Below are 26,443 nucleotides of genomic sequence, written 5' to 3' on the forward strand. Positions count from 1 at the left end.
TCTACTCCTGACGTAACCAGTGGATTTTTTTACCAAACCCCAGTGTATTGTCAGTAAATTTTAGCTCATCAAGCCGAATTTCCCACACGGGGGCAGACGATGCGAGCGCAACCGGAAACCGCCGGGTGTAATGCTTGCGCATCGTGTTGCTTTCTTCACCTTCCAGACGGCGGATCTCGCCTTTGAACTGAAGACCACGGATCAGTGCGACTGATTTGGGCTGGCCGTTGACCGTACCCGCAACTGGGGCCTGAAGGCCAGTCATCTGCGCATGACGGGTTTTATCTTCACTGAGCACGTAAAACGCCACGCGTTGAGGATCATAATAATAAAACGCGTTAGCACACCAGAGTTCGCCTTCCTGGTGTACGCACCAGGTCACGACGTGCTGCTTTGCCAGCCAGCGGTTTATCGCCGTCAGTGTTTCCATTTGTCTTCTCTCTCGTGCTAAGGTGCATTCACCTTAATATACTGAATCTGCTTACCGTGTGTTGGTTTCTCTATCTTGTCCGAACGTCTGATAACGCACTCTATACCGGGATCACCACCGACGTAGAACGACGTTTCCTTGAACATCAAACGGGGAAAGGCGCAAAGGCGCTGCGGGGGAAAGGCTCGTTAACACTGGTCTTTTCAGCGCATGTGGGCGATCGCTCACTGGCCCTGAGAATGGAATACCGCATAAAACAGCTCACGAAGCGTGAAAAAGAGCGCCTCGTCACCGGAGACGGATCATTTGAGGCGCTGCAGGAGCGCCTGCAAAATCTGTCGGCTAAAAGCGATTGAAGTGATCGTGGTACTCAACCAACCCGCTTACGCCATTCAATGCATCGTCTGCCAGACGGTGTACCTGGAATCCTGCTTCCGTACCCGGCCAGCGACAGTGCAGATCGTAACGTGCTGCCTGCTCGAAGCCTAAACGGCCATAGAATGCCGGATCGCCCAAAGTGACAACCGCCGCATAGCCGAACTCATTGAGTGAATCCAGCCCTTCATAAACCAGTTGGCGCGCAAGCCCCTGACCACGATAGCTTTCCTCTACGGCGAGAGGGGCCATTCCCACCCACTGTAGCTCTTCGCCCTGAACCGATACGGGGCTGAACGCAACATAACCGACAACCTGGCCTTCATCGTCAGTGGCGACCAGTCCCAGTGTGATTAGGCCGTCTTCGCGGAGATCGTGAACCAGTTGGGCTTCTGCATCACTCGCAAATGCCCGGCGTAACAACGCATCGATACCTGGTGCATCAATCCCAATTTCAACTCGAATCAGCATGGCTCACCTACTGAAGTGTGTTTACTTTCCGGCGGGGTTTTCAACCCAGCCTCTACAAAGTCCGCCAGTTGCAGCAGTACCACGCGCAGCGCTTTTGGCATCTGCTCCAGCTCAATGGCATCCATCAAATTTTTGACGTACAGGCCCAACTCGGTATCACCTTCAATGACCAGACGGCGCTGGAAAAAAAGGGTATCCGGGTCCTGTTTACGTGCGGCGATCATCAACAGATCGCTGGCGTCAGCACTGAAGCTGACATCCGCCTCAGCCGATTCTCGTACAACAAGCTGGTCATTTTCTACCGAGGTAAACCAACGTAGCCCGATATCACGGACTTCAATACTCAACCAGCGGCCTTCCAGAAACTCCAGTTCGCCGTCCTGCAGCGCCTGACGGAATTGCCAGCTCAGTACTTGCTCCAGCACCTGACGTTTAAGTGCGAACGGCGTCAGTTTTACCGGTACGCTCAGCATTGATGGACCAAATTGTACGAAACGTGAACGCAGTTTATCCAGCACGAGCTTTACTCCCTGATATCTATAGTCCTGTTATTTTGCCATATCCAGAAACCAACATAGCGGCGTAAATCAACAAACCGTTGTCGGGTATAACGCATTATTGGTGTCATCAATACGCCATTAGCTGCCTTAAATCAAAAATTGTCGCGTATAGGTTAATTAAAATCCCCGTTCGTTAACAATTTTACGATCGCTGAGATCGACTACACCAGGATAAATTATGGAGCTGCTCTGCCCAGCCGGAAACCTTCCGGCGCTTAAGGCGGCCATCGAAAATGGGGCCGATGCGGTCTATATCGGGCTGAAAGATGATACCAACGCCCGCCATTTTGCTGGCCTCAACTTTACGGAGAAGAAGCTCCAGGAAGCCGTCAACTTCGTACACCAGCATAAGCGCAAGCTGCATATCGCGATCAACACCTTTGCCCATCCTGATGGCTACGCCCGCTGGCAGCGCGCAGTGGATATGGCGGCACAATTGGGTGCTGATGCGCTAATTCTGGCTGACCTCGCCATGCTTGAGTATGCCGCAGAACGCTACCCGCATATTGAGCGCCACGTCTCTGTTCAGGCCTCTGCGACCAACGAAGAAGCCGTTCGTTTTTACCACCGTCATTTTGACGTTGCCCGTGTAGTGTTACCCCGCGTGCTCTCTATTCATCAGGTTAAGCAACTCGCACGTGTCTCGCCAGTTCCACTGGAAGTTTTTGCGTTTGGCAGCCTGTGCATTATGGCTGAGGGACGTTGCTATCTCTCCTCGTATTTGACCGGGGAATCGCCGAATACTGTCGGTGCATGTTCCCCTGCTCGTTTTGTTCGCTGGCAGCAAACCCCTAAGGGGCTGGAGTCACGCCTGAACGAAGTGCTGATCGATCGCTATCAGGATGGCGAAAACGCAGGCTATCCAACGTTGTGCAAAGGCCGCTATAAAGTTGACGGTGAGCGCTACCATGCACTGGAAGAACCCACCAGCCTTAATACCCTGGAGCTACTGCCAGAGTTGCTGGCCGCGAATATTGCGTCGGTGAAAATCGAAGGTCGCCAGCGCAGCCCAGCCTACGTCAGCCAGGTGGCAAAAGTCTGGCGTCAGGCCATCGACCGCTGTATGAGCGACCCGCAAAACTATGCGCCGCAGTCCGCCTGGATGGATACCCTCGGATCAATGTCCGAAGGCACGCAAACCACGCTCGGCGCGTATCACCGTAAATGGCAGTGAGAAGACCATGAAATATTCATTAGGGCCAGTACTTTACTACTGGTCAAAAGAAACGCTGGAAGATTTCTACCAGCAGGCTGCAACCAGCAGTGCCGATGTGATTTATCTCGGGGAAGCCGTGTGCAGCAAACGCCGGGCCACTAAAGTGGGTGACTGGCTGGATATGGCGAAAAGTCTGGCAAGTAGCGGCAAGCAGGTGGTGCTCTCCACGCTGGCCCTGGTTCAAGCCTCATCCGAACTGGGTGAACTCAAACGTTATGTGGAGAACGGAGAGTTCCTGCTGGAAGCCAGCGACCTGGGTGTTGTGAATATGTGCGCAGAACGCAACCTGCCATTCGTCGCCGGGCATGCACTGAACTGCTATAACGCCGTCACGCTGAAGCTGCTGCTCAAACAAGGTATGACTCGCTGGTGCATGCCTGTCGAGTTGTCACGTGACTGGCTGGTGAACTTGCTCAATCAGTGCGAAGAGCTTGGGATCCGCAATCAGTTTGAAGTCGAGGTGCTGAGCTACGGTCATCTGCCATTAGCCTACTCTGCACGCTGCTTTACTGCCCGCTCAGAGGACCGCCCTAAAGACGAATGCGAAACCTGCTGCATCAAATACCCGAATGGTCGCAATGTGCTGTCACAAGAAAACCAGCAGGTGTTTGTCCTGAATGGTATTCAGACCATGAGTGGCTATGTCTATAACCTCGGCAACGAGCTGACCTCAATGAAAGGGCTGGTTGATATAGTGCGTTTGTCCCCGCTTGGAACCGAATCTTTCGCCATGATGGATGCCTTCCGCGCCAATGAAAATGGGACATCACCGCTACCGCTCACCGCCAACAGCGACTGCAACGGTTACTGGAAACGTCTCGCTGGCCTGGAGCTTCAGGCGTAAATGTAAGTTGTATCAAGGCGGCAAGTCTTAGAATCCCCAGGTTCTTACTCAAGTAAGTGACTGGGGTGAACAGGTGCAGCCAACACGGAGGCAGCTTGAAGGGTGCTGTGTAAAAGCTCACTTTGTTAACAACGGTTAGTAATTTTTAATGCACTATTAAAATATTACCGTCGACAAAGTGAGCTGTTATGACTGATAAATCCATTCCGTTCTCGGTGCTCGATCTTGCACCGATCCCTGAAGGCTCTTCAGCCAGGGAAGCCTTCTCGCATTCTCTTGATCTTGCCCAGCTTGCCGAAAAGCGTGGGTTTCATCGCTACTGGCTGGCAGAGCATCACAATATGGTCGGGATCGCCAGTGCAGCAACGTCTGTACTGATTGGGTATCTGGCCGCAAACACCACAACGCTGCGCCTGGGGTCAGGCGGTGTAATGCTGCCAAACCATTCTCCTCTGGTGATTGCCGAACAGTTTGGCACGCTGAATACCCTCTATCCTGGACGTATCGACCTGGGACTGGGCCGAGCACCAGGCAGCGATCAGCCGACGATGCGTGCGTTACGTCGCCACATGAGCGGCGATATTGATAACTTCCCGCGTGATGTCGCCGAACTGGTGGACTGGTTCGACGCGCGCGATCCTAATCCTCATGTTCGCCCTGTTCCGGGATATGGTGAGAAGCTCCCTGTATGGCTGCTCGGCTCAAGCCTCTACGGTGCGCAACTGGCAGCCCAACTCGGCCTGCCATTTGCCTTCGCCTCGCACTTCGCCCCTGATATGCTGCACCAGGCATTGCATCTCTACCGAACGAACTTTAAACCTTCTGAGCGGCTGGAAAAACCGTATGCGATGGTGTGTATCAATATCATTGCTGCGGACAGCAATCGCGATGCTGAATTCCTCTTTACCTCAATGCAGCAGGCATTTACGAAATTACGCCGCGGTGAAACCGGCCAGCTACCACCACCGGTAGAAAACATGCATCAGCTGTGGTCTGCTTCAGAGCAATACGGTGTGCAGCAGGCTCTGAGCATGTCTTTGGTTGGGGACAAAGCGAAGGTGCGACACGGGCTGGAAGCTGTGCTACGGGAAACCCAGGCTGATGAGATTATGGTTAATGGGCAGATTTTCGATCACCAGGCACGTTTGCACTCGTTTGAGCTGGCGATGCAGGTGAAAGAGGAGTTGGTGGGATAGTGTGTTTTTGCCGGATAGTGGCTTCGCCTTATCCGGCCTGTTCGCTCCCTGTAGGCCCGGTAAGCATAGCCACCGGGCATTACGTTTACTGATACACAGGCAGCAGATTAAAGCTCGACAGGACATGTACCAGCGCATTGCCGACACCAAAGACCAGAATCAGTGCAATCATGGGTTTTCCCCCCCAGACACGGAATGTTGGGCTGCCGAAGCGTTTACGTGATTTGCGAGCCAGCAGCGCCGGAACAATTGCCGCCCAGATGGTTGCCGCCAACCCTGCATAACCGATGGCATACAGGAAACCGTTCGGCCACAGCAGGCCACCAATAATCGGTGGCAAGAAAGTCAGGAGGGCGGTTTTCAGACGCCCCATCGCTGAATCATCAAAACCAAACAGATCCGCCAGGTAATCAAACAGGCCCAGTGTGACTCCGAGGAAGGAGCTGGCAACAGCGAAGTTAGAGAACACCACCAACAGCAGATCCAGACTGCGACTATTCAGGACACCACTTAGCGCTTGTACCAGAACATCAATATTGCCACCTTTCTGCGCAATACCAATAAACTCAGGGCGCGGAATGTTCCCCATCGTCCCCAACAACCAGATAACGTACAACCCCAGAGCCAGAAGCGTGCCGTAGACCAGACACTTCACAATGGTACGCGGATCTTTACCATAGTATTTCATCAGGCTAGGAACGTTGCCGTGGTAGCCAAATGAAGCCAGACAAAATGGCAGGGTCATTAGCAGATATGGCGTGTAAGAGGCATCACTCTCCGCGACGTTAAACAGTGTCGCTGGTGTAACGTGTCCCAGAAGGCTGCCGAATGTCAGGAAAAAGGTGATGACCTTCGCCCCCAGCACAATCGCCGTCATCCGGCTGACAGCCTTAGTACTCATCCAGACAATAAATGCCACACCAAGCGCAAATACCAGTCCCGCCAGGCGCGCCGGTACATTCAACGACATCTCAGAAAACGTGTGGTGCAGAATCGAGCCGCTGGCAGAGATATAGGCGTATGTCAGGATATAGAGCACGAACGCGATAGAGATGCCATTCACCACATTCCAGCGTTTTCCCAGTAGATCCTTCGTGATGGTGTCAAAGCTCGAACCTATCCGATAGTTCAGGTTAGCTTCCAGGATCATCAACCCGGAGTGCAGCATGCAGAACCAGGTAAAAACGAGCGCAGCCAGCGACCAGAAGAACCACGCACCGGACATAACCACAGGCAGAGAGAACATCCCTGCGCCAATGATCGTACCGCCGATGATCATCACGCCGCCAAGTAGCGAAGGTGATGTGTGTGTGGTGGTTAGTGTCGCCATACAGCCTTATCTCCAGTTAAATATTTCGGTACTGCACGTTAATGCGCTGCACTGTACCAGTACAGGAGTACAAAGGGAATAAAAAAAGCCCCGATCGCAAGTACCGGGGCTGTATATTTTACTTTACGTTATTAAACGTAAGGCTTACGCGTCACCGAAACGGCGACGGCTGGAACCTTCTTCACGACGTGGGCCACGGTTTTCACGACGTTCGCCGCTGAAGCGACCAGCACCTGGTGCAGAACCTTCACGACGAGGACCACGACCGCCTTCACGACGTTCACCGCCGCCGAAGCTACGACGCTCACCGGCAGGACGATCGCCACCACGACGCTCGCCACCACGATCAGAACGCGGCTGGGCATCGCCCATCAGCTGCATGTTCATTGGCTTGTTCAGGATGCGGGTACGAGTAAAGTGCTGCAGAACTTCGCCCGGCATGCCTTTTGGCAGCTCGATAGTGGAGTGAGTACCGAATAGCTTGATGTTACCGATGTAACGGCTGCTGATGTCACCTTCGTTAGCAATAGCACCAACAATATGACGAACTTCAACACCATCATCACGGCCCACTTCAATACGGTACAATTCCATTTCGCCAGCGTCACGACGCTCGCGACGTGGACGGTCTTCACCACCACGCTCTGGACGGTCACCACGTGGACCACGATCATTGCGGTCATTACGATCGCCACGGCGCTCGAAACGGTCGTCACGGTCACGGAACTCACGCTTAGGACGCATCGGTGCATCAGGCGGTACGATCAGAGTACGTTCACCCTGCGCCATTTTCAGCAATGCTGCAGCCAGCGTTTCGATATCCAGTTCTTCGCCTTCTGCGGTTGGCTGAATTTGCGCCAGCAGAGCACGGTACTGATCCAGATCGCTGCTTTCCAGCTGTTGCTGTACTTTAGCCGCAAATTTTTCCAGGCGACGTTTGCCCAACAGTTCTGCATTTGGCAGATCGGCCTCTGGAATGGTCAACTTCATGGTACGTTCGATATTACGCAGCAGACGACGTTCGCGGTTCTCAACGAACAGCAACGCACGACCCGCACGACCCGCACGACCGGTACGACCGATACGGTGAACGTAAGACTCAGAGTCCATTGGGATATCGTAGTTTACAACCAGGCTGATACGTTCAACGTCCAGACCACGTGCTGCCACGTCAGTTGCAATCAGGATATCCAGACGACCGTCTTTCAGACGTTCCAGAGTCTGCTCGCGCAGTGCCTGGTTCATATCGCCGTTCAGTGCTGCGCTGTTGTAGCCGCTACGTTCCAGAGCTTCAGCCACTTCCAGGGTCGCGTTTTTGGTACGAACGAAGATAATCGCCGCATCAAAATCTTCTGCTTCCAGGAAACGTACCAGCGCTTCATTTTTACGCATGCCGTAAACAGACCAGTAGCTCTGGCTGATGTCCGGGCGAGTCGTAACGCTGGACTGGATACGCACTTCCTGCGGATCTTTCATGAAACGACGGGTAATACGACGGATCGCTTCTGGCATGGTGGCAGAGAACAGAGCGGTCTGATGACCTTCCGGGATCTGCGCCATAATAGTTTCTACGTCTTCGATGAAGCCCATGCGGAGCATTTCGTCAGCTTCATCCAGTACCAGACCGCTCAGTTTAGAGAGATCCAGAGTACCACGCTTCAGGTGATCCAGCAGACGGCCCGGCGTACCGACAACAATCTGTGGGCCCTGGCGCAGGGCGCGTAACTGCACGTCATAACGCTGGCCGCCGTACAGAGCAACCACGTTCACGCCGCGCATGTGTTTAGAGAATTCAGTCATTGCTTCCGCTACCTGAACAGCCAGTTCACGGGTCGGAGCAAGTACGAGGATCTGCGGTGCACGCAGGTCCGGATCAATGTTGTTCAGCAGCGGCAGCGAGAACGCTGCAGTTTTGCCGCTACCAGTCTGGGCCATGCCCAGCACGTCACGACCAGCGAGTAAATGCGGGATGCATTCAGCCTGGATCGGAGATGGTTTTTCGTAACCCAGATCGTTAAGGGATTCAAGGATAGGAGCCTTCAGGCCCAGATCTGCAAAAGTGGTTTCGAATTCAGCCATGTAGTACAAGTGCCTCGATATTAATGGCGGCCAGTCTACATAACTCGTCGTGAAAATGATTAGCAATTTTCATTGAAAAGTGTGAACCGGCTCAAAGTAGGTGTATTGACGAACAACAACGCCCTCACCAATGAAGGTGATGGCAATCAAAAGATTACGGGCTGATGTTTATGTCGTCAGCTATTGCTGGTCCGATTCTGCCAGGTCGTCTTGCTCCTGGCCCAAGAGCGATAATTCCAACAATGCATAACGGTGCTCAACGAAGTTGTGTACGTTGTTAGCAACCGCTAATTTGAACAGTGCCGTGGCGCTGTCCTTATCCCCCAGACTTAGGTAGTACTTACCTAAATAGAAGTTGGTTTCACTGAGATGCTCAGCGAGCGAGGTGTTATCCGTTGCGTCCGCCTTGAGGCGTTCCATCAGCGTTGCTTCGCTAATGTTGCCCAGGTAGAACTCGACAATGTTCCATCCCCACTGTTCCTTATCCGATTTCTCGAAGCGTTGTTTTAACGCATCTTTGGCCTGCTTTTCATCGAGCTTTCGCTCAGCGATGTAAAGCCACAGGCTACGGAAAGGATCATTAGGATCGTCATGATAAAACGCCAGCAGATCATCTTGCGCTAACTTATCACGACCGCCGTAATACAATGCGATACCGCGATTCAAGTGCGCGTAGTTGTAAGTTGGATCAAGCTCAAGTACAGAATCAAACGCTTCATAGGCAGCATCAAAATTGCCTGCCTGCGTTAAATATATGCCTAAATAATTGAATACTTCTGGCATATCAGGTCGGATTGCAAGCGCTTGTGAAAAATCATTACGCGCTAATGCCCTCAGACCGAGACTATCATACAACACTCCGCGCTCATATAAAAGCTGTGCGCGTTCGTCATCGGTTAAAGCCCGACTGGCAAGAATTTGTTCCATGCGTGCCAGAATCACTTCCTGCTGCAAAGTCGGTTGCAATGGCACTGCGAGGACTTCGCTCTTACGCCAGGCAGAGTTGCTGCATCCTGCCAGCGTTAAAGCTGTCGCAACGAAACACCAGCGCAAAAAAGGCTTCATTTCCCACTCCCGAAGACAACTATTGGATGAACGTCCTGTCCCCCGGCGGCTCAACAAGGCGTCCTGCCTGATAATAAGCCCTCCGCAAAGCGGAGGGCAAATGGCAACCTTACTCGCCCTGTTCTGCGGCCGGAGCTTCCGGCGCGGCAGCAGGCTGAGACTGCTCGGTCGCTTCTTTAATGCTTAAACGAATACGGCCCTGGCGGTCAACTTCCAGAACTTTAACCGGTACTTCCTGACCCATCTGCAGGTAATCAGTCACTTTCTCAACACGCTTATCAGCGATCTGAGAGATGTGAACCAGACCTTCTTTACCACCACCGATGGCAACGAATGCACCAAAGTCAACGATACGGGTCACTTTACCGCTGTAGATACGGCCCACTTCGATTTCTGCTGTAATCTCTTCGATACGACGAATAGCAAATTTCGCTTTCTCGCCGTCGGTTGCTGCGATTTTCACAGTACCGTCATCTTCGATTTCGATAGTGGTTCCCGTTTCTTCGGTCAGAGCACGGATAACAGAACCGCCTTTACCGATAACATCTTTGATCTTATCTGGGCTGATCTTGATCGTGTGAATACGCGGTGCGAACTGAGAAATGTCACCACGTGGCGCATTGATCGCCTGTTCCATCACGCCCAGGATGTGCAGACGTGCACCTTTAGCCTGGTTCAGAGCAACCTGCATGATCTCTTTGGTGATCCCTTCAATTTTGATATCCATCTGCAGGGCAGAGATACCTTCGCGGGAACCCGCAACTTTGAAGTCCATATCACCCAGGTGATCTTCGTCGCCCAGGATGTCAGACAGAACGACAAAGTTGTCGCCTTCTTTCACCAGACCCATCGCGATACCTGCGACAGCGGCCTTGATCGGTACACCCGCATCCATCAGCGCCAGAGAAGCACCACATACGGAAGCCATAGAAGAAGAGCCGTTGGATTCGGTGATTTCAGAAACCACACGAACGGTGTACGGGAATTTGTCAGCATCCGGCATTACAGCCAGCACACCGCGCTTCGCCAGACGACCGTGACCAATCTCACGACGCTTCGGCGAACCAACCATACCGGTTTCACCTACGGAGTACGGAGGGAAGTTGTAATGGAACAGGAAGCTGTCAGTACGCTCACCCATCAGTTCATCGATGTTCTGTGCGTCACGTGCCGTACCCAGTGTTGCTGTTACCAGCGCCTGAGTTTCACCACGGGTGAACAGTGCAGAACCGTGAGTACGTGGCAGAACGCCAGTACGAACATCCAGACCACGGATCATGTCCTTTTCACGACCATCAATACGTGGTGCGCCAGACAGCACGCGACTACGAACGACATTTTTCTCGATTGCGTGCAGGATTTCGCCCAGTTCGTTAGCGTCCAGGGCTTCGTCTTCAGCTACCAGCGTGGCGATAGTTTCAGACTTGATCACGTCAACCTGAGCATAACGCTCTTGTTTGTCGGTGATGCGGTAAGCGTCACTCAAACGAGACTCAGCCAGCGCAGCAACGCGCGCGTTCAGCGCTTCGTTTACCGCTTCAGGCTGCCAGTCCCAACGTGGTTTTCCAGCTTCTTTCACCAGATCGTTGATGTTCTGAATAACAACCTGCTGCTGGTCGTGACCAAATACCACAGCGCCCAGCATCTGATCTTCACTCAGCAGTTCAGCTTCAGATTCAACCATCAGAACCGCAGCTTCAGTACCGGCAACAACCAGGTCCAGCTTGCTTTCTTTCAGCTCTTCCTGAGTTGGGTTCAGTACGTACTGGTCGTTGATATAACCCACACGAGCAGCACCAATTGGGCCGTTGAATGGAATACCGGACAGGGAAAGTGCAGCAGATGCACCAATCATAGCAACGATGTCTGGGTTAACCTGTGGGTTAACGGAAACAACGGTAGCAATAACCTGAACTTCGTTAACGAAGCCTTCCGGGAACAGCGGACGAACCGGGCGGTCAATCAGACGCGCAATCAGGGTTTCGCCTTCGCTTGGGCGGCCTTCACGACGGAAGAAACCACCCGGGATTTTACCGGCAGCATAAGTACGCTCCTGGTAGTTTACGGTCAGAGGGAAGAAGTCCTGACCTGGTTTTGCTTTTTTCTGGCCAACAACGGTAACGAATACCGCAGTGTCATCCATGCTCACCATAACGGCAGCAGTAGCCTGACGTGCCATCATGCCGGTTTCCAGCGTGACGGTATGCTGACCATACTGGAATTTACGAACGATCGGATTCAGCAAAGTTCTGTCCTTTCTTAAATGTTTGACAGCACACCATTCGGTGTGCTGACGATTTTAACCCGACCTTCTTCGCATCCTCGCGACTAATGACAACCGACACCCCCATGGGTGAAGCCTCTCATTAGCCGCGCGAACCTCTGCAATGAAGATCATTTATAGCAACAATACAATAGTTTCCAGTGAATTGCTGCCGTCTGGTTGAAAAAAGGGGCCATCAGGCCCCCTTTTCTGAAACTCGCAAGACTTAGCGACGCAGACCCAGACGCTCGATCAGCGCGGTGTAGCGTGCAACATCTTTACGTTTCAGGTAGTCGAGCAGTTTACGACGCTGAGAAACCATGCGCAGCAGACCACGACGGCTGTGGTGATCTTTTTTGTGCTCTGCAAAGTGACCCTGCAGGTGGTTAATCTGTGCAGTCAGCAGTGCAACCTGAACTTCGGTAGAACCGCTGTCGTTAGTACCACGACCAAACTCAGAAACGATTTTAGCTTTAGCTTCAACGCTTAGAGACATTTTAAAACTCCAAAGTATAAAGAATGTAAGGATGCCAATCTCTAATTCAGCAATCCCAGTGTATACACTTCATCCTTCAAGCCGCCTCTGCGTCTGCTCACCTCAGTCACTTACTTGGGTAAGCTTCAGAGGATTCTCAGACTTGTCGCCTTGACGCAACTCGAATGATTTTGTGTATGCGCCCAGCAGATTGTTAAACAATTTGCCGGACGTTAAGCGGCGATATTCTACTCGTCTCCCCTGCTTACCGCAAGGCAAGCCGTTATGCAGGATATTCAACCACCAGACGACGCGGCGCTACACGACCCTCGTCATCCATTTCGCCCATGCCAATGAACGTATTGTTCTCGCCTTCCGTCACACGCACCAAGCCTTCATACGGGGTTTCAGTGGTACGAACTGGGTTACCATTTTTAAAGTAAACAGAAGACGTTAACGGCAAATTGACGACTGGAAAATCAGAGGCCGGACTGTCCATTGGCATCAGCAGCGGATCAAGCAAATCCGCTGTAGGGATCCCTTGTGCTTCAGCCTGCTCAACCAATGAGTAAAGATGCTCAAGCGTTACCATACGCTCAACCGGGTACTTACTCACGGCTAAACGACGCAAATAAATCACATGCGCACCACAACCCAGCTTTTCGCCCAGGTCATCGATGATAGTACGAATATAGGTCCCTTTCGAACAATGAACTTCCAGCTCTAGTTCATCACCTTCATGGCGAATGAAGAGCAGTTCATATACAGTGATTGGGCGAGCTTCGCGCGGAACCTCAATTCCTTGACGCGCATATTCGTAGAGTTTTTTACCCTGAGACTTCAACGCCGAATACATCGACGGAACCTGCAAGGTATCGCCCCGGAAACTTTCCAATGCGGCATCAAGCTGCTCGGCACTAAACGCTATCGGGCGCTCTTCAACGACCAACCCATCAGCATCGGAGGTATCGGTACGTTGGCCAAGTTTCGCAATGACACGGTAGCGTTTATCAGAATCGAGCAGATACTGAGAAAATTTTGTCGCTTCCCCCAGACAGACAGGCAACATACCTGTTGCCAGAGGGTCCAGCGCACCGGTATGTCCGGCACGGTTAGCATTATAAATTCGTTTTACTTTTTGCAGCACGTCATTGCTGGAAGCCCCTTGAGGTTTATCCAGCAGCAACACGCCGTGCACATCGCGACCGCGACGACGAGGACGACTCATCAGTCCTCCTTGCTGTCGTCCGGGTTAACACGACGCTCATCGTCATGCTTAACCACGCTTGTCACCAGGTTGGACATGCGCATACCTTCTACCAGTGAGTTGTCATAGAAGAAAGTCAATTCCGGCACGATACGCAGACGCATCGCTTTACCAAGAAGAGAGCGGATAAATCCTGACGCTTCCTGTAATGCTTTGATGCCGTTTTTCACTGCGGCTTCGTCCTGATCGTTCAGAAACGTCACGAATACTTTGGCATAGGCCAGGTCGCGAGACATTTCAACCCCCGAAACTGTCGTCATCATGCCGACACGTGGGTCTTTAATTTCACGCTGCAGGATGAGCGCAATCTCTTTCTGCATCTCCTGCGCAACGCGCTGCGGGCGACCAAATTCTTTCGCCATAATAAATTCTCCTGACAAAAAAGGGGCTATAAGCCCCTTTTGAAATTTCTTGCCGGGTGGCGCTTCGCTAACCCGGCCTACACGTTCACTAATCCTCTTCGGATTAGTCGATGCTGCGTTGGATCTCGATGATTTCGAACACTTCGATCATATCGCCCACGCGAACGTCGTTGTAGTTCTTAACGCCGATACCACATTCCATGCCGTTACGGACTTCGTTAACATCGTCTTTGAAGCGGCGCAGGGATTCCAGCTCGCCTTCATAGATAACCACGTTATCACGAAGAACGCGGATTGGATTGTGACGCTTAATCGTACCTTCCGTCACCATACAACCTGCGATAGCACCGAATTTCGGCGATTTGAACACGTCACGTACTTCAGCCAGACCGATGATCTGCTGTTTCAGTTCCGGAGACAGCATACCGCTCATTGCCGCTTTCACTTCGTCGATCAGGTTATAGATGACGGAGTAGTAGCGCAGATCCAGGCTTTCAGCCTCAATAACTTTACGCGCAGAAGCATCAGCACGAACGTTGAAGCCAACCAGGATAGCATTGGATGCTGCTGCCAGGGTTGCGTCGGTTTCGGTGATACCACCTACGCCAGAACCGATGATCTTCACTTTAACTTCATCAGTAGACAGTTTCAGCAAGGAATCGGAGATCGCTTCCACAGAACCCTGAACATCCGCTTTCAGAACGATGTTCACTTCGTGAACTTCGCCTTCGGTCATGTTCGCAAACATATTCTCGAGTTTGGATTTCTGCTGACGAGCCAGTTTAACTTCACGGAATTTACCCTGACGATACAGTGCAACTTCACGTGCTTTCTTCTCGTCACGAACGACGGTAACTTCGTCACCCGCAGCAGGAACACCGGACAGACCCAGGATTTCTACTGGAATGGATGGACCCGCTTCCAGAACTTCCTGGCCCAGTTCGTTACGCATCGCACGAACACGACCGTATTCGAAACCACACAGTACGATATCGCCTTTGTTCAGCGTACCTTCACGAACCAGAACTGTGGCTACCGGACCACGACCTTTATCCAGGAAGGATTCGATAACTGCACCGCTCGCCATACCTTTACGGATAGCTTTCAGCTCCAGAACTTCAGCCTGCAGCAGGATTGCGTTAAGGAGGTCGTCGATACCCGTACCCGCTTTTGCAGAAACAGGGATGAACTGAGCCTCACCGCCCCACTCTTCCGGCATAACACCGTACTGAGACAGTTCGTTTTTAACGCGATCCAGATCGGCTTCTGGTTTATCGATCTTGTTCACAGCAACAACCAGCGGAACCTGCGCTGCTTTCGCATGCTGGATAGCTTCGATAGTCTGCGGCATCACGCCGTCGTCTGCTGCAACAACCAGAACAACGATATCTGTAGCCTGAGCACCACGAGCACGCATTGAGGTAAATGCGGCGTGACCTGGGGTATCCAGGAAGGTGATCATGCCATTTTCAGTTTCTACATGGTATGCACCGATATGCTGTGTAATACCACCCGCTTCACCGGAGGCTACTTTCGTAGAACGAATGTAGTCGAGCAGAGATGTTTTACCATGGTCAACGTGGCCCATGATGGTCACAACTGGTGCACGTGGCTCAGCTGCAGCGCCGGTGTCACGGTCGCTCATTACTGCTTCTTCCAGCTCGTTTTCACGACGCAGGATAACTTTATGGCCCATCTCTTCAGCAACCAGCTGTGCTGTTTCCTGATCGATAACCTGGTTGATGGTTGCCATTGCACCCAGTTTCATCATCGCTTTGATGACCTGAGAACCTTTAACTGCCATCTTGTTCGCCAAATCGCCAACGGTGATGGTTTCGCCGATGACAACATCACGGTTAACAGCCTGAACCGGCTTCTGGAAGCCCTGCTGCAGAGCGGAGCCTTTACGCTTACCGCCTTTACCGCCACGAACCGCTGCACGCGCTTCTTCGCGATCAGCTTTAGATTCAGCGTGCTTGTTGCCTTTCTTCTGAGGACGCGCAGCTTTTGAAGCTGTACGGGCACGACCACGACCACCTTCAACTTCACGGTCATTGTCGTCTTCAGCCTGGCGAGCATGCTGGGAAGTGGTTACATGATAGTCACTGGAATCTTCTGAAGGTGCTTCAGTCGTTTCAGTCCAGCCTTTCTCATTTGATTCCGCCATGCGACGAGCTTCTTCAGCTACGCGACGAGCATCTTCTTCGAGCTTGCGACGGGCTTCTTCTTCCGCTTTACGCTTCAGCTCGGCAGCTTCATTTTCACGGCGGGCTTTTTCTGCCTGGGCGGTTTTGGTCATTTCGTCTGTCTGTTGATTGCTCACTTTGTCTTTTTCCGCAGCTTCACGCTTCGCTTTATCACTTGCGTCGCGTTTCGCTTTTTCTGCGGCCTCACGTTCAGCTTTTAATTCTGCCTCACGTTTGGCGATTGCTTCCGCCTCACGCTGAGCTTGTTCTTCCGCTTCACGCTGTGCCTGCTCTTCCGCAGCGAGGCGTTCAGCCTCTTGCGGATCACGTTTTACAAAGGTGCGCGTCTTGCGGACTTCGATTTGTACCGATTTACTTTTTCCACCGGTACCTGGAATATTCAACGTGCTGCGCGTTTTACGCTGCAACGTCAGCTTGTCAGGCGTAGAACCGTGTTCACGGTTCAAATGCGCTAACAGCGTTTGTTTCTCGTGCGCAGTCACCGAGTCATCAGCGGACTTCGGGATCCCTGCATCAGCAAATTGCTGTACCAGGCGGTCCACGGAGGTCTGAATCTCGGCAGCCAGCGATTTTACAGTTACATCAGTCATGCTGTTCCTTCCTGCTACAGTTTATTACGCTTCGTCGCCGAACCAGCAAATATTACGTGCGGCCATGATGAGTTCGCCGGCTTTCTCGTCGGTTAAACCTTCGATATCAGCCAGGTCATCAACGCCTTGCTCAGCGAGATCTTCCAGCGTACAAACACCACGGGCAGCCAGCTTGAACGCAATCGCACGATCAAGACCTTCCAGATTCAGCAGGTCATCAGCCGGCTTGTTATCACCTAGGCTTTCTTCCTGAGCCAGTGCCAGGGTGGTCAGTGCGTTTTTAGCGCGTTCACGCAGGGCTTCAACGGTGGATTCATCCAGACCGTCAATTTCCAGCAGCTCTTTCATTGGCACATAGGCCAGTTCTTCCAGCGTAGAGAAGCCTTCTTCGACCAGGACAGTGGCGAAATCTTCGTCAATATCCAGGTATTTCGTGAAGGTATCAATTGCCGCATGGGCTTCAGCCTGATGCTTAGCCTGCAGGTCATCAACCGTCATTACGTTGAGTTCCCAGCCACTCAGTTGCGAAGCCAGACGAACGTTCTGACCGTTACGACCGATAGCCTGTGCAAGGTTACCAGCTTCAACGGCGATATCCATGGTGTGCTTATCTTCGTCTACCACGATGGACGCAACATCTGCCGGAGCCATCGCATTGATCACGAACTGCGCCGGATTATCATCCCACAGAACAATATCGATACGCTCGCCGCCCAGCTCTGTAGAAACAGCCTGAACACGCGCACCACGCATGCCGACACAAGCACCTACTGGATCGATACGTTTGTCATTGGTTTTCACAGCGATTTTCGCACGAGAACCAGGATCACGAGCCGCAGCTTTAATTTCGATTACTTCTTCGCCGATTTCTGGCACTTCGATACGGAACAGTTCAACCAGCATTTCTGGTTTAGAACGGGTCACGAACAGCTGTGCACCACGAGCTTCCGGACGGACGGCATACAGAACACCACGGATACGGTCGCCTGGACGGAAGTTTTCACGTGGCAACATATCTTCACGCAGGATAACCGCTTCAGCGTTGCTACCCAGATCCAGAGAGATATTGTCACGGTTAACTTTTTTCACCACACCAGTGATGATTTCGCCTTCATGCTCACGGAACTGATCGACAACCATAGCTCGTTCAGCTTCACGTACTTTCTGTACGATAACCTGTTTTGCCGTTTGGGTCGTGATACGGTCGAAAGTGACAGATTCAATCTGATCTTCAACATACTCACCGACATTCAGGCTTTCGTCTTCAAAACGCGCCGCTTCCAGCGTGATTTCTTTGGTCGGTTGAGTCACTTCTTCAACAATCACCCAACGACGGAAAGTATCGAAGTCACCGCTTCTACGATCGATTTCTACGCGAACATCGATCTCTTGTTCATATTTTTTCTTGGTTGCTGTAGCCAGTGCACTTTCCAGCGCTTCGAAAATCTTCTCACGCGGCAGTGATTTCTCGTTGGAGACGGCTTCAACAACAGCCAAAATTTCTTTGTTCATCGCGGGCTTTTCACCTCAATCCAGACTGTTAAAAGTGGGGAACCAGGTTCGCCTTCTGGATATTACTCAGCGCGAACACTTCATCTTTGCCTTCGACTGTTACTGTGATCATCTCACCATCAACGGCCTTGATTATACCCTGCCATTTACGGCGGTTCTGTACAGCCATACGCAGAACAACTGCCACTTCTTCCCCGGTATAGCGGGTGTAGTGTTCAGCAGTGAACATAGGGCGATCGAGGCCAGGCGAGGAAACTTCCAGGTTATACGCAACAGTAATAGGATCTTCAACGTCAAGAACCGCACTAACCTGGTGGCTAACATCAGCACAATCATCAACATTGATGCCATCTTCACTATCAATGTAGATGCGCAGCGTGGATGTACGGCTGCGAATAAATTCGATGCCGACCAGTTCGTAGCCCAGTGCTTCGACTGGTGCTGTAATCATCTCTGTTAATTTTTGCTCTAATGTGGACAAGCCCACCCCCAAGACATAAAAAAAGGGCATAAAGCCCAGTTATTCTGTAGTCAGATAACAAAAAACCCCGATAAATCGGGGCTTTAGATAACTGAACCCTATAGCCGCAACTGCGGCCTGGAGCACTTTCCGAAAGAATTTTTTCAAATCCAGCTACGAAGGCGCTAAGTCTTCACAGTATATTTGAAAAAGAACTTTATAGGAAAATGGTTGCGGGGGCCGGATTTGAACCGACGACCTTCGGGTTATGAGCCCGACGAGCTACCAGGCTGCTCCACCCCGCGCCTGAAACGTGGCAAATTCTACGCGTTTTAGGTAGAAAATGCAAATAATGCTGGGATTTGGTACCGAAGACGGGACGTAAAACCGGCGCTCAGTATATTGATAGTTGACCCTGACTGTCAACCCTGTGAACTATGCGCTTTGTTGAATACACCAACGCACACTATTCTGTTCTGACACTACTGCGCCAACTGGCTTGCCGTGAGGGAAATTTTTACAAAAAACACACGAATGTCTTCCGGTCATCGGCAAAAGATGATTAAATGAAAACTCACTTATTTTGCATAAAAATGCAATAAGCGCGAAAGTGGTCTCTCTCAGTCAATCAAGCAGGGTTTTATTTTATGACGACGATTCTCAAGCATCTTCCAGCAGGTCAACGTATAGGCATCGCCTTTTCCGGTGGACTAGATACCAGCGCTGCACTGCTGTGGATGCGCCAAAAGGGAGCGGTTCCTTATGCATATACAGCGAACCTGGGTCAGCCAGATGAGGACGATTATGATGCGATTCCTCGTCGTGCCATGGAATATGGTGCAGAGAACGCACGTCTGATTGACTGCCGTAAACAACTGGTGGCTGAAGGTATTGCGGCTATCCAGTGCGGGGCATTCCATAACACGACCGGCGGCCTCACCTATTTTAACACCACGCCTTTGGGTCGTGCTGTTACCGGTACAATGCTGGTTGCAGCAATGAAAGACGATGGAGTTAACATCTGGGGCGATGGCAGCACCTATAAGGGCAACGATATTGAACGTTTTTATCGTTATGGCCTGCTGACCAATGCCGAACTGCAGATTTACAAGCCGTGGCTGGATACTGACTTCATCGACGAGCTGGGTGGCCGTCATGAAATGTCTGAGTTCATGATCGCCTGCGGTTTTGATTACAAAATGTCAGTGGAAAAAGCTTATTCCACCGACTCCAACATGCTGGGTGCAACACACGAAGCAAAAGATCTCGAATTCCTTAACTCCAGCGTGAAGATCGTTAACCCGATCATGGGTGTGAAATTCTGGGATGAAGACGTCAAAATCCCGGCAGAAGAAGTGACTGTACGTTTTGAACGTGGCCATCCGGTTGCCCTGAACGGCAAAACCTTCTCCGATGATGTAGAGCTAATGCTGGAAGCTAACCGTATCGGTGGTCGTCACGGTCTGGGTATGAGCGATCAGATTGAGAACCGTATTATCGAAGCAAAAAGCCGTGGCATCTATGAAGCTCCGGGGATGGCGCTGCTGCATATCGCTTACGAGCGTTTACTGACGGGTATTCATAACGAAGATACTATCGAACAGTATCACTCCCATGGCCGCCAGTTGGGTAAACTGCTGTATCAGGGCCGCTGGTTTGATCCGCAGGCACTGATGTTGCGTGATGCTCTGCAGCGTTGGGTTGCAAGTGCAATCACGGGTGAAGTCACACTGGAACTGCGTCGTGGTAACGACTACTCCATTCTGAATACTGTATCAGACAATCTGACTTACAAAGCAGAGCGTCTGACCATGGAGAAAGGTGAGTCTGTGTTCTCTCCTGACGATCGTATTGGTCAATTGACCATGCGTAATCTGGACATTACCGATACCCGCGAGAAGCTGTTCAACTATATTGAAACAGGTCTGCTTTCCGCTAGCTCCGGTAACGGTCTGCCGCAGGTCGAAAATCTGGAACACAGCGATAAGAAATAATCGCTAAGACAGAATGCAAAAAGCACCTTCGGGTGCTTTTTTTGTTGTGCACAGAAAACCCCCAGCTAGGCTGGGGGTTCCGGAAAGCTTTCAGCTTTGAGCCAGTTATTAAAACCCCTTTTGATTTGTTAAAACACCTTGCGGTCTGGCAACTGCAAGAGTCAAACAAGAAATCAAAAGGGGGTCCCAATGAGGGACGAAAAGAGCTTAGCGCACACCCGATGGAACTGTAAATATCACATAGTTTTTGCGCCGAAATACCGAAGGCAGGCGTTCTACGGAGAGAAGCGTAGAGCAATAGGCGGGATTTTGAGAAAGCTATGTAAATGGAAAAACGTACGAATTCTGGAAGCGGAATGTTGCGCAGATCATATCCATATGCTTGTGGAGATCCCACCGAAAATGAGTGTGTCGGGTTTTATGGGATATCTGAAGGGAAAGAGTAGCCTGATGCTGTATGAGCAGTTTGGAGATCTGAAGTTCAAATACAGAAACAGGGAGTTCTGGTGTCGGGGTTACTATGTGGATACGGTAGGGAAGAACACGGCGAAGATACAGGAATACATAAAGCACCAGCTTGAAGAGGATAAAATGGGAGAGCAGTTATCGATCCCTTATCCGGGTAGCCCGTTTACGGGCCGTAAGTAAAGAAGTTGGATGCAAATGTCAGATCGTATGCGCCTGTTAGGGCGCGGCTGGTAACAGAGCCTTACAGGCGCATTTGAAAAACCTCCGGCTATGCCGGAGGATATTTATTTAACGGCCAAGGAGAACCGATCCATGTACTTTTCTTCAGGCGAAAAAAAGACATCTTTCGATGTCTCTTTTTCGGAATATTGGTACCGAGGACGGGACTTGAACCCGTAAGCCCAATCGGGCACTACCACCTCAAGGTAGCGTGTCTACCAATTCCACCACCTCGGCACAGATACAACTTTTAGTGCGGGATATCGCTGGTCGGCTTAGCCGGTTCAGCTGGCTGAGTCTGCTCAGTTTTAGACGGAGCATTCAGATTTTCCCACTCGCTTCCTTTACTGGTCTTGTTGCTGTTGATATTGCCCAGCGCCAGACTGATGATGAAGAACAGCGTAGCCAGAATCGCCGTTGTGCGGGTCATGAAGTTCGCAGAACCACTTGAACCAAACAGCGTACCAGAAGCGCCTGCTCCGAAGGAGGCTCCCATATCAGCGCCTTTACCTTGCTGCAGCATAATCAGCGCTACAAGAGCGATGGCTACAATAAGGAAAACAACCAAAAGAGCTTCGTACATAATCAACCTGTTCCTTGCGGATTTGCCGCATACCAATGCTTCGACCAATTTAGCAGGATTTTTGTTTCCCACTGAAGCGGGTGTGAATACTAACCAAAGCGCATGACCCACGCAAGCGCAATTTTGATGCATTGTATCAAGTGAGGAAAAAAACAGCAAAAAGCGATTATTTGCTCAAAACAAAGGCGGCAAGCGCCGCCTTTTTAAACACTTACAGTGCAACGTTATGCAGCTTTCACCGCATCTGCAATACGATGCGCAAATTCATTGACCTGCGTTTCGTCTTCACCTTCCACCATGACACGGATTAGCGGTTCAGTTCCTGACTTACGCAGAAGGACGCGCCCACGATTACCCAGTGACGCTTCGACTTCTGCCATCACCGCTTTCACATTCTCATTCTCCAGCGGATCGCCGTGACCTGCAGTGAATCGAACGTTGACCAAAATCTGTGGGAACATTTTCATTCCACTGCACAGGTCATGCAGGCTCATATGATTACGCACCATCGCTGCAACCACCTGAAGCCCAGCCACAATCCCATCACCAGTGGTGGTTTTATCAAGCAGGATCACATGACCAGAGTTTTCAGCACCAATACGCCAGCCTTTCTCCTGGAGTTTTTCCAGTACGTAGCGGTCACCTACTTTTGCACGTGCAAACGGTATGCCTAGCTGTTTCAGCGCCAGTTCAAGCCCCATGTTGCTCATCAGGGTCCCAACAGCACCACCACGCAGTTGCCCCTGACGAAGGCCTTCACGGGCAATGATATACAGGATCTGATCGCCATCGACCTTGTTGCCTTCATGATCAACCATGATGACACGGTCACCATCACCATCCAGGGCAATCCCCAAATCGGCTTTTTCAGCAAGGACACGCGCCTGCAGGGCACGAACGTCCGTCGCCCCCACTTCTTCGTTGATATTCAGACCATCAGGCTCGCAGCCAATGGTGATGACCTTCGCACCCAGCTCGCGGAAAACATTCGGTGCAATGTGGTAGGTCGCACCATTAGCGCAGTCCACCACAATCTTCAGATGAGCCAGGCTTAATTCGTTAGGGAATGTCCCTTTGCAAAATTCGATGTAACGACCAGCAGCATCAACAATACGGCTGGCTTTACCCAGTTCCGCTGAGTCTACACAGGTAATCTCTTTTTCCATTTCAGCTTCAATGGCCTCTTCGACTTCATCCGGCAGCTTAGTGCCGTCAATGGAGAAGAACTTGATCCCATTATCATAAAATGGGTTATGGGATGCTGAGATCACAATCCCTGCTTCCGCACGAAAAGCACGCGTCAGATAAGCCACTGCGGGTGTTGGCATTGGGCCAGTGAAAGAGGCTGACAGCCCGGCAGCGGCAAGACCCGCTTCCAGAGCTGACTCCAGCATATAGCCCGAAATGCGGGTGTCTTTGCCAATAATGATTTTACGGGAGCCGTGGCGCGCCAGCACCTTCCCCGCAGCCCAACCCAGCTTCAGGACAAAATCTGGAGTGATTGGTGTATCGCCCACACGACCACGGATACCATCAGTGCCAAAATATTTACGATTACTCATAGCGTTTGTTTTCCTTCGCTGCCAGTGTAGCTTCAACCACACGCATGGCTTCTACTGTCTCTTTAACGTCGTGGACACGAATAATGTGCGCACCTTGCATTGCCGCAATCACCGCGCAAGCCAGACTGCCACTCAGGCGTTCACTTGGCCCAACATTCAATAATTGCCCTACCATCGACTTTCTCGACATGCCCACCAAGAGGGGCAAGTCAAAATGGTGAAATTCGGATAAACGAGCAAGTAACGCGTAATTATGCGACAGATTTTTACCGAAACCGAACCCTGGGTCGAGCAGCAATTTCTCTTTTGCGATACCCGCACGTTCACAACGGTCGATTTGCTCAATAAAGTAGCGATTCACATCGGCATAAACATCGTCATATTTTGGGGCTTCCTGCATGGTTTTTGGCTGCCCCTGCATGTGCATCAGACACACAGGTAAACCTGTTTCGGCGGCAGCGTTCAGCGCCCCCGGTTCAGTCAGCGAGCGAATATCATTAATAATGTGGACGCCAGCTCGCGCCGATTCGCGGATAACGTCTGGTTTTGAGGTATCGACAGAAATCCATACCTCAAAACGCTGAGCAATAGCTTCGACGACAGGGATAACGCGGGCCAGTTCCTCTTCGACGGAGACGTCTGCAGCACCAGGACGAGTCGACTCCCCACCGATGTCAATGATTGTCGCGCCCGCGTTAATCATCAGATTCGCGTGTTTAACGGCCTCAATCAACGTGTTATGCGTTCCGCCATCAGAAAAGGAGTCAGGCGTAACGTTCAGGATCCCCATCACATGTGGATGTGAGAGATCGAGAAACGAATCCTGGGCATAAAGTTTCATGGCTAACTCCCTGTTATTTTTATGGTTAAACGAATAAGAAAAACCCCGGAGCAAGCTCCAGGGTTTCAGGCGAAGATATCATCATCTACAGCAGTGACTTACTTGTCATCCAACTGTTCTGACATGGTATTACCCGGGTTCGGCGTACGAGGTTCATCAACCGGACGCGGCGCACGCGGAGTGCCATTATTGTCAGAATTATTGGACGTACCTGGATCTTCCCAGCCCGCTGGCGGACGCACTTCACGGCGAGCCATCAGGTCATCAATCTGAGGAGCATCAATAGTCTCATATTTCATGAGCGCATCTTTCATTGAGTGCAGAATATCCAGATTGTCGTTCAGAATCTCACGAGCACGGCCATAGTTACGTTCAACCAGTAATTTTACTTCCTGGTCAATGATACGTGCTGTCTCATCAGACATGTGTTTTGCCTTCGCGACAGAACGGCCCAGGAATACTTCACCCTCTTCCTCTGCATACAGCAGTGGACCAAGTTTGTCGGAGAAGCCCCACTGAGTCACCATGTTACGCGCCAGGTTAGTCGCAACTTTAATATCGTTAGACGCACCGGTAGAAACATGCTCTACGCCGTAGATAATCTCTTCTGCCAGACGACCGCCATACAACGTTGAAATCTGACTTTCCAGTTTCTGACGACTTGCACTGATTGCATCACCTTCCGGAAGGAAGAATGTGACACCCAGAGCACGACCACGAGGGATGATCGTCACTTTATGCACCGGATCGTGTTCCGGAACCAGACGACCAATGATCGCGTGACCTGCTTCGTGGTACGCCGTAGATTCTTTCTGCGCTTCCGTCATCACCATGGAGCGACGTTCCGCACCCATCATGATTTTGTCTTTCGCTTTCTCGAACTCCACCATGGAGACCACACGCTTGTTACCACGAGCCGCAAACAGTGCTGCTTCGTTGACAAGGTTAGCCAGATCCGCGCCGGAGAAGCCCGGAGTACCACGCGCAATGATTGCCGCGTCAATGTCTGGGGCCAGTGGTACACGACGCATATGAACTTTCAGGATCTGTTCACGGCCACGCACATCTGGCAGACCAACCACAACCTGGCGGTCGAAACGGCCTGGACGCAGCAGCGCTGGGTCAAGTACGTCAGGACGGTTAGTCGCGGCGATAACGATAATACCCTCGTTACCTTCGAAACCATCCATCTCAACCAGCATCTGGTTCAGTGTCTGTTCACGTTCATCGTGACCGCCACCCAGACCTGCGCCACGCTGGCGGCCTACGGCGTCGATTTCATCGATAAAGATAATACAAGGGGCTGCTTTCTTGGCCTGTTCGAACATGTCACGCACACGAGATGCGCCGACACCCACGAACATTTCAACGAAATCAGAACCCGAAATAGTAAAGAACGGAACTTTAGCTTCACCCGCGATGGCTTTCGCCAACAGCGTTTTACCGGTCCCTGGAGGCCCCACCATCAGGACACCTTTCGGGATTTTGCCGCCCAGCTTCTGGAAACGACTTGGCTCACGCAGGTATTCAACCAACTCACCCACTTCTTCTTTTGCTTCGTCACAACCCGCGACATCCGCAAATGTGGTCTTGATCTGGTCTTCCGTCAGCATGCGCGCCTTACTTTTACCGAACGACATGGCACCTTTGCCACCTCCGCCCTGCATTTGGCGCATGAAGAAGATCCAGACGCCAATAAGAAGCAGCATCGGGAACCAGGATATGAAGATCGAAGCCAGCAAGCTCGGCTCTTCCGGCGGCTCACCTACCACCTTGACGTTTTTAGTCAGAAGGTTATCAAGCAGCTTAGGATCGTTCACCGGGATGTAAGTCGTGTAACGGTTACTATCTTTCTTGGTAACGTTGATCTCACGTCCGTTGATACGCGCTTCGCGAACCTGGTCCTGATTGACCTCTTGCAGGAAGGTAGAATAATCCACCTTGCGGCCATTCGACTCGCTGGGCCCAAAGCTCTGGAATACTGACATCAGCACAACGGCAATGACCAGCCAGAGAATTAGGTTTTTCGCCATGTCACTCAAGGGATTAACCTCACATTACAACTGTGTTAAAA

At 51.5% G+C, this 26,443-nt stretch carries 24 protein-coding genes and 2 tRNA genes; 6 read left to right on the forward strand and 20 right to left on the reverse strand.

What is annotated here, in order from left to right; genetic code table 11:
• Position 1 precedes the first annotated feature (1 nt).
• On the reverse strand, positions 2 to 430 hold the full coding sequence (locus GF617_RS02605) for a YhbP family protein (protein WP_181620929.1): 429 nt from the start codon (positions 428 to 430) through the stop codon (positions 2 to 4).
• A 14-nt stretch (positions 431 to 444) separates the two neighbouring features.
• Between GF617_RS02605 and GF617_RS02610 the strand changes: the two genes are divergently transcribed.
• Complete coding sequence (locus tag GF617_RS02610; RefSeq protein ID WP_203451033.1) at positions 445 to 786, forward strand: GIY-YIG nuclease family protein; 342 nt, start codon at positions 445 to 447, stop codon at positions 784 to 786.
• Here the strand turns inward: GF617_RS02610 and GF617_RS02615 are convergent.
• Positions 773 to 1,276: a GNAT family N-acetyltransferase gene (locus GF617_RS02615; protein ID WP_181620930.1), complete on the reverse strand. Its 504-nt coding sequence runs from the start codon at positions 1,274 to 1,276 to the stop codon at positions 773 to 775. The genes GF617_RS02610 and GF617_RS02615 overlap by 14 nt on opposite strands.
• Positions 1,270 to 1,794 carry an SCP2 domain-containing protein gene (locus GF617_RS02620; RefSeq protein WP_181620931.1) on the reverse strand — a complete coding sequence of 175 codons (525 nt, stop codon included), beginning with the start codon at positions 1,792 to 1,794 and terminating at the stop codon, positions 1,270 to 1,272. The genes GF617_RS02615 and GF617_RS02620 overlap by 7 nt, the downstream gene beginning before the upstream one ends.
• 220 nt (positions 1,795 to 2,014) lie before the next feature.
• Here GF617_RS02620 and GF617_RS02625 point away from each other — a divergent pair, with 220 nt between their 5' ends.
• The 3 genes from GF617_RS02625 to GF617_RS02635 all read left to right on the forward strand — a co-directional run bounded on the left by GF617_RS02625 (position 2,015) and on the right by GF617_RS02635 (position 5,092).
• A complete protein-coding gene (locus GF617_RS02625) occupies positions 2,015 to 3,010 on the forward strand; it encodes a peptidase U32 family protein (RefSeq protein WP_203451007.1) in 996 nt (331 codons plus the stop codon).
• A gap of 7 nt (positions 3,011 to 3,017) precedes the next feature.
• Positions 3,018 to 3,896: a U32 family peptidase gene (locus tag GF617_RS02630; protein WP_181620933.1), complete on the forward strand. Its 879-nt coding sequence runs from the start codon at positions 3,018 to 3,020 to the stop codon at positions 3,894 to 3,896.
• Positions 3,897 to 4,084: 188 nt separating this feature from the next.
• Positions 4,085 to 5,092, forward strand: a complete 1,008-nt coding sequence (locus GF617_RS02635) for a luciferase-like monooxygenase (RefSeq protein ID WP_181620934.1) — start codon at positions 4,085 to 4,087, stop codon at positions 5,090 to 5,092.
• Between the two features lie 85 nt (positions 5,093 to 5,177).
• Here the strand turns inward: GF617_RS02635 and mtr are convergent, their stop codons facing one another.
• The 12 genes from mtr to GF617_RS02695 all read right to left on the reverse strand — a co-directional run bounded on the left by mtr (position 5,178) and on the right by GF617_RS02695 (position 19,007).
• Positions 5,178 to 6,422, reverse strand: coding sequence for a tryptophan permease (gene mtr, locus GF617_RS02640; protein ID WP_203451008.1), 1,245 nt, complete (start codon positions 6,420 to 6,422; stop codon positions 5,178 to 5,180).
• A 144-nt stretch (positions 6,423 to 6,566) separates the two neighbouring features.
• Positions 6,567 to 8,501: a DEAD/DEAH family ATP-dependent RNA helicase gene (locus tag GF617_RS02645; protein WP_181620936.1), complete on the reverse strand. Its 1,935-nt coding sequence runs from the start codon at positions 8,499 to 8,501 to the stop codon at positions 6,567 to 6,569.
• Positions 8,494 to 8,574, reverse strand: a complete 81-nt coding sequence (gene yrbN / locus GF617_RS02650; protein WP_097919743.1) for a protein YrbN — start codon at positions 8,572 to 8,574, stop codon at positions 8,494 to 8,496. Before yrbN ends, GF617_RS02645 begins: the two co-directional genes overlap by 8 nt.
• Before the next feature lie 107 nt (positions 8,575 to 8,681).
• Positions 8,682 to 9,566 carry a lipoprotein NlpI gene (gene nlpI, locus GF617_RS02655; RefSeq protein WP_181620937.1) on the reverse strand — a complete coding sequence of 295 codons (885 nt, stop codon included), beginning with the start codon at positions 9,564 to 9,566 and terminating at the stop codon, positions 8,682 to 8,684.
• Between the two features lie 109 nt (positions 9,567 to 9,675).
• On the reverse strand, positions 9,676 to 11,811 hold the full coding sequence (pnp, locus tag GF617_RS02660) for a polyribonucleotide nucleotidyltransferase (RefSeq protein ID WP_181620938.1): 2,136 nt from the start codon (positions 11,809 to 11,811) through the stop codon (positions 9,676 to 9,678).
• Between the two features lie 244 nt (positions 11,812 to 12,055).
• Complete coding sequence (gene rpsO, locus GF617_RS02665) at positions 12,056 to 12,325, reverse strand: 30S ribosomal protein S15 (RefSeq protein ID WP_003861789.1); 270 nt, start codon at positions 12,323 to 12,325, stop codon at positions 12,056 to 12,058.
• Between the two features lie 262 nt (positions 12,326 to 12,587).
• Positions 12,588 to 13,532 carry a tRNA pseudouridine(55) synthase TruB gene (truB, locus tag GF617_RS02670; RefSeq protein WP_203451009.1) on the reverse strand — a complete coding sequence of 315 codons (945 nt, stop codon included), beginning with the start codon at positions 13,530 to 13,532 and terminating at the stop codon, positions 12,588 to 12,590.
• Positions 13,532 to 13,933 (reverse strand): 30S ribosome-binding factor RbfA, encoded by a 402-nt coding sequence (gene rbfA, locus GF617_RS02675; RefSeq protein ID WP_181620940.1) that lies wholly within the window; start codon positions 13,931 to 13,933, stop codon positions 13,532 to 13,534. The genes truB and rbfA overlap by 1 nt, the downstream gene beginning before the upstream one ends.
• Positions 13,934 to 14,036: 103 nt before the next feature.
• Positions 14,037 to 16,730 carry a translation initiation factor IF-2 gene (gene infB / locus GF617_RS02680; RefSeq protein ID WP_181620941.1) on the reverse strand — a complete coding sequence of 898 codons (2,694 nt, stop codon included), beginning with the start codon at positions 16,728 to 16,730 and terminating at the stop codon, positions 14,037 to 14,039.
• A 24-nt stretch (positions 16,731 to 16,754) separates the two neighbouring features.
• Positions 16,755 to 18,242: a transcription termination factor NusA gene (gene nusA, locus GF617_RS02685; RefSeq protein ID WP_181620942.1), complete on the reverse strand. Its 1,488-nt coding sequence runs from the start codon at positions 18,240 to 18,242 to the stop codon at positions 16,755 to 16,757.
• Positions 18,243 to 18,270: 28 nt separating this feature from the next.
• Positions 18,271 to 18,723 (reverse strand): ribosome maturation factor RimP, encoded by a 453-nt coding sequence (gene rimP, locus GF617_RS02690; protein WP_181620943.1) that lies wholly within the window; start codon positions 18,721 to 18,723, stop codon positions 18,271 to 18,273.
• 207 nt (positions 18,724 to 18,930) lie between these two features.
• Positions 18,931 to 19,007, reverse strand: a tRNA-Met gene (locus GF617_RS02695).
• A 342-nt stretch (positions 19,008 to 19,349) separates the two neighbouring features.
• Here GF617_RS02695 and argG point away from each other — a divergent pair.
• Positions 19,350 to 20,696, forward strand: a complete 1,347-nt coding sequence (gene argG / locus GF617_RS02700; RefSeq protein ID WP_203451010.1) for an argininosuccinate synthase — start codon at positions 19,350 to 19,352, stop codon at positions 20,694 to 20,696.
• Between the two features lie 189 nt (positions 20,697 to 20,885).
• A complete protein-coding gene (gene tnpA, locus GF617_RS02705) occupies positions 20,886 to 21,344 on the forward strand; it encodes an IS200/IS605 family transposase (protein ID WP_203451011.1) in 459 nt (152 codons plus the stop codon).
• 189 nt (positions 21,345 to 21,533) lie between these two features.
• Here tnpA and GF617_RS02710 read toward each other — a convergent pair.
• From GF617_RS02710 to ftsH, 5 genes are all read right to left on the reverse strand, one after another.
• A tRNA-Leu gene (locus GF617_RS02710) sits at positions 21,534 to 21,620 on the reverse strand.
• A 13-nt stretch (positions 21,621 to 21,633) separates the two neighbouring features.
• A complete protein-coding gene (secG, locus tag GF617_RS02715) occupies positions 21,634 to 21,966 on the reverse strand; it encodes a preprotein translocase subunit SecG (protein ID WP_181620945.1) in 333 nt (110 codons plus the stop codon).
• Positions 21,967 to 22,190: 224 nt separating this feature from the next.
• Positions 22,191 to 23,528 (reverse strand): phosphoglucosamine mutase, encoded by a 1,338-nt coding sequence (gene glmM / locus GF617_RS02720; protein ID WP_181620946.1) that lies wholly within the window; start codon positions 23,526 to 23,528, stop codon positions 22,191 to 22,193.
• Positions 23,521 to 24,369: a dihydropteroate synthase gene (gene folP / locus GF617_RS02725; RefSeq protein WP_181620947.1), complete on the reverse strand. Its 849-nt coding sequence runs from the start codon at positions 24,367 to 24,369 to the stop codon at positions 23,521 to 23,523. The genes glmM and folP overlap by 8 nt, the downstream gene beginning before the upstream one ends.
• Before the next feature lie 98 nt (positions 24,370 to 24,467).
• Positions 24,468 to 26,402 carry an ATP-dependent zinc metalloprotease FtsH gene (gene ftsH / locus GF617_RS02730; RefSeq protein WP_181620948.1) on the reverse strand — a complete coding sequence of 645 codons (1,935 nt, stop codon included), beginning with the start codon at positions 26,400 to 26,402 and terminating at the stop codon, positions 24,468 to 24,470.
• Between the last annotated feature and the right edge of the window lie 41 nt (positions 26,403 to 26,443).

Source organism: Lelliottia sp. RWM.1 (assembly GCF_016859735.1).
Taxonomy (GTDB): domain Bacteria; phylum Pseudomonadota; class Gammaproteobacteria; order Enterobacterales; family Enterobacteriaceae; genus Enterobacter.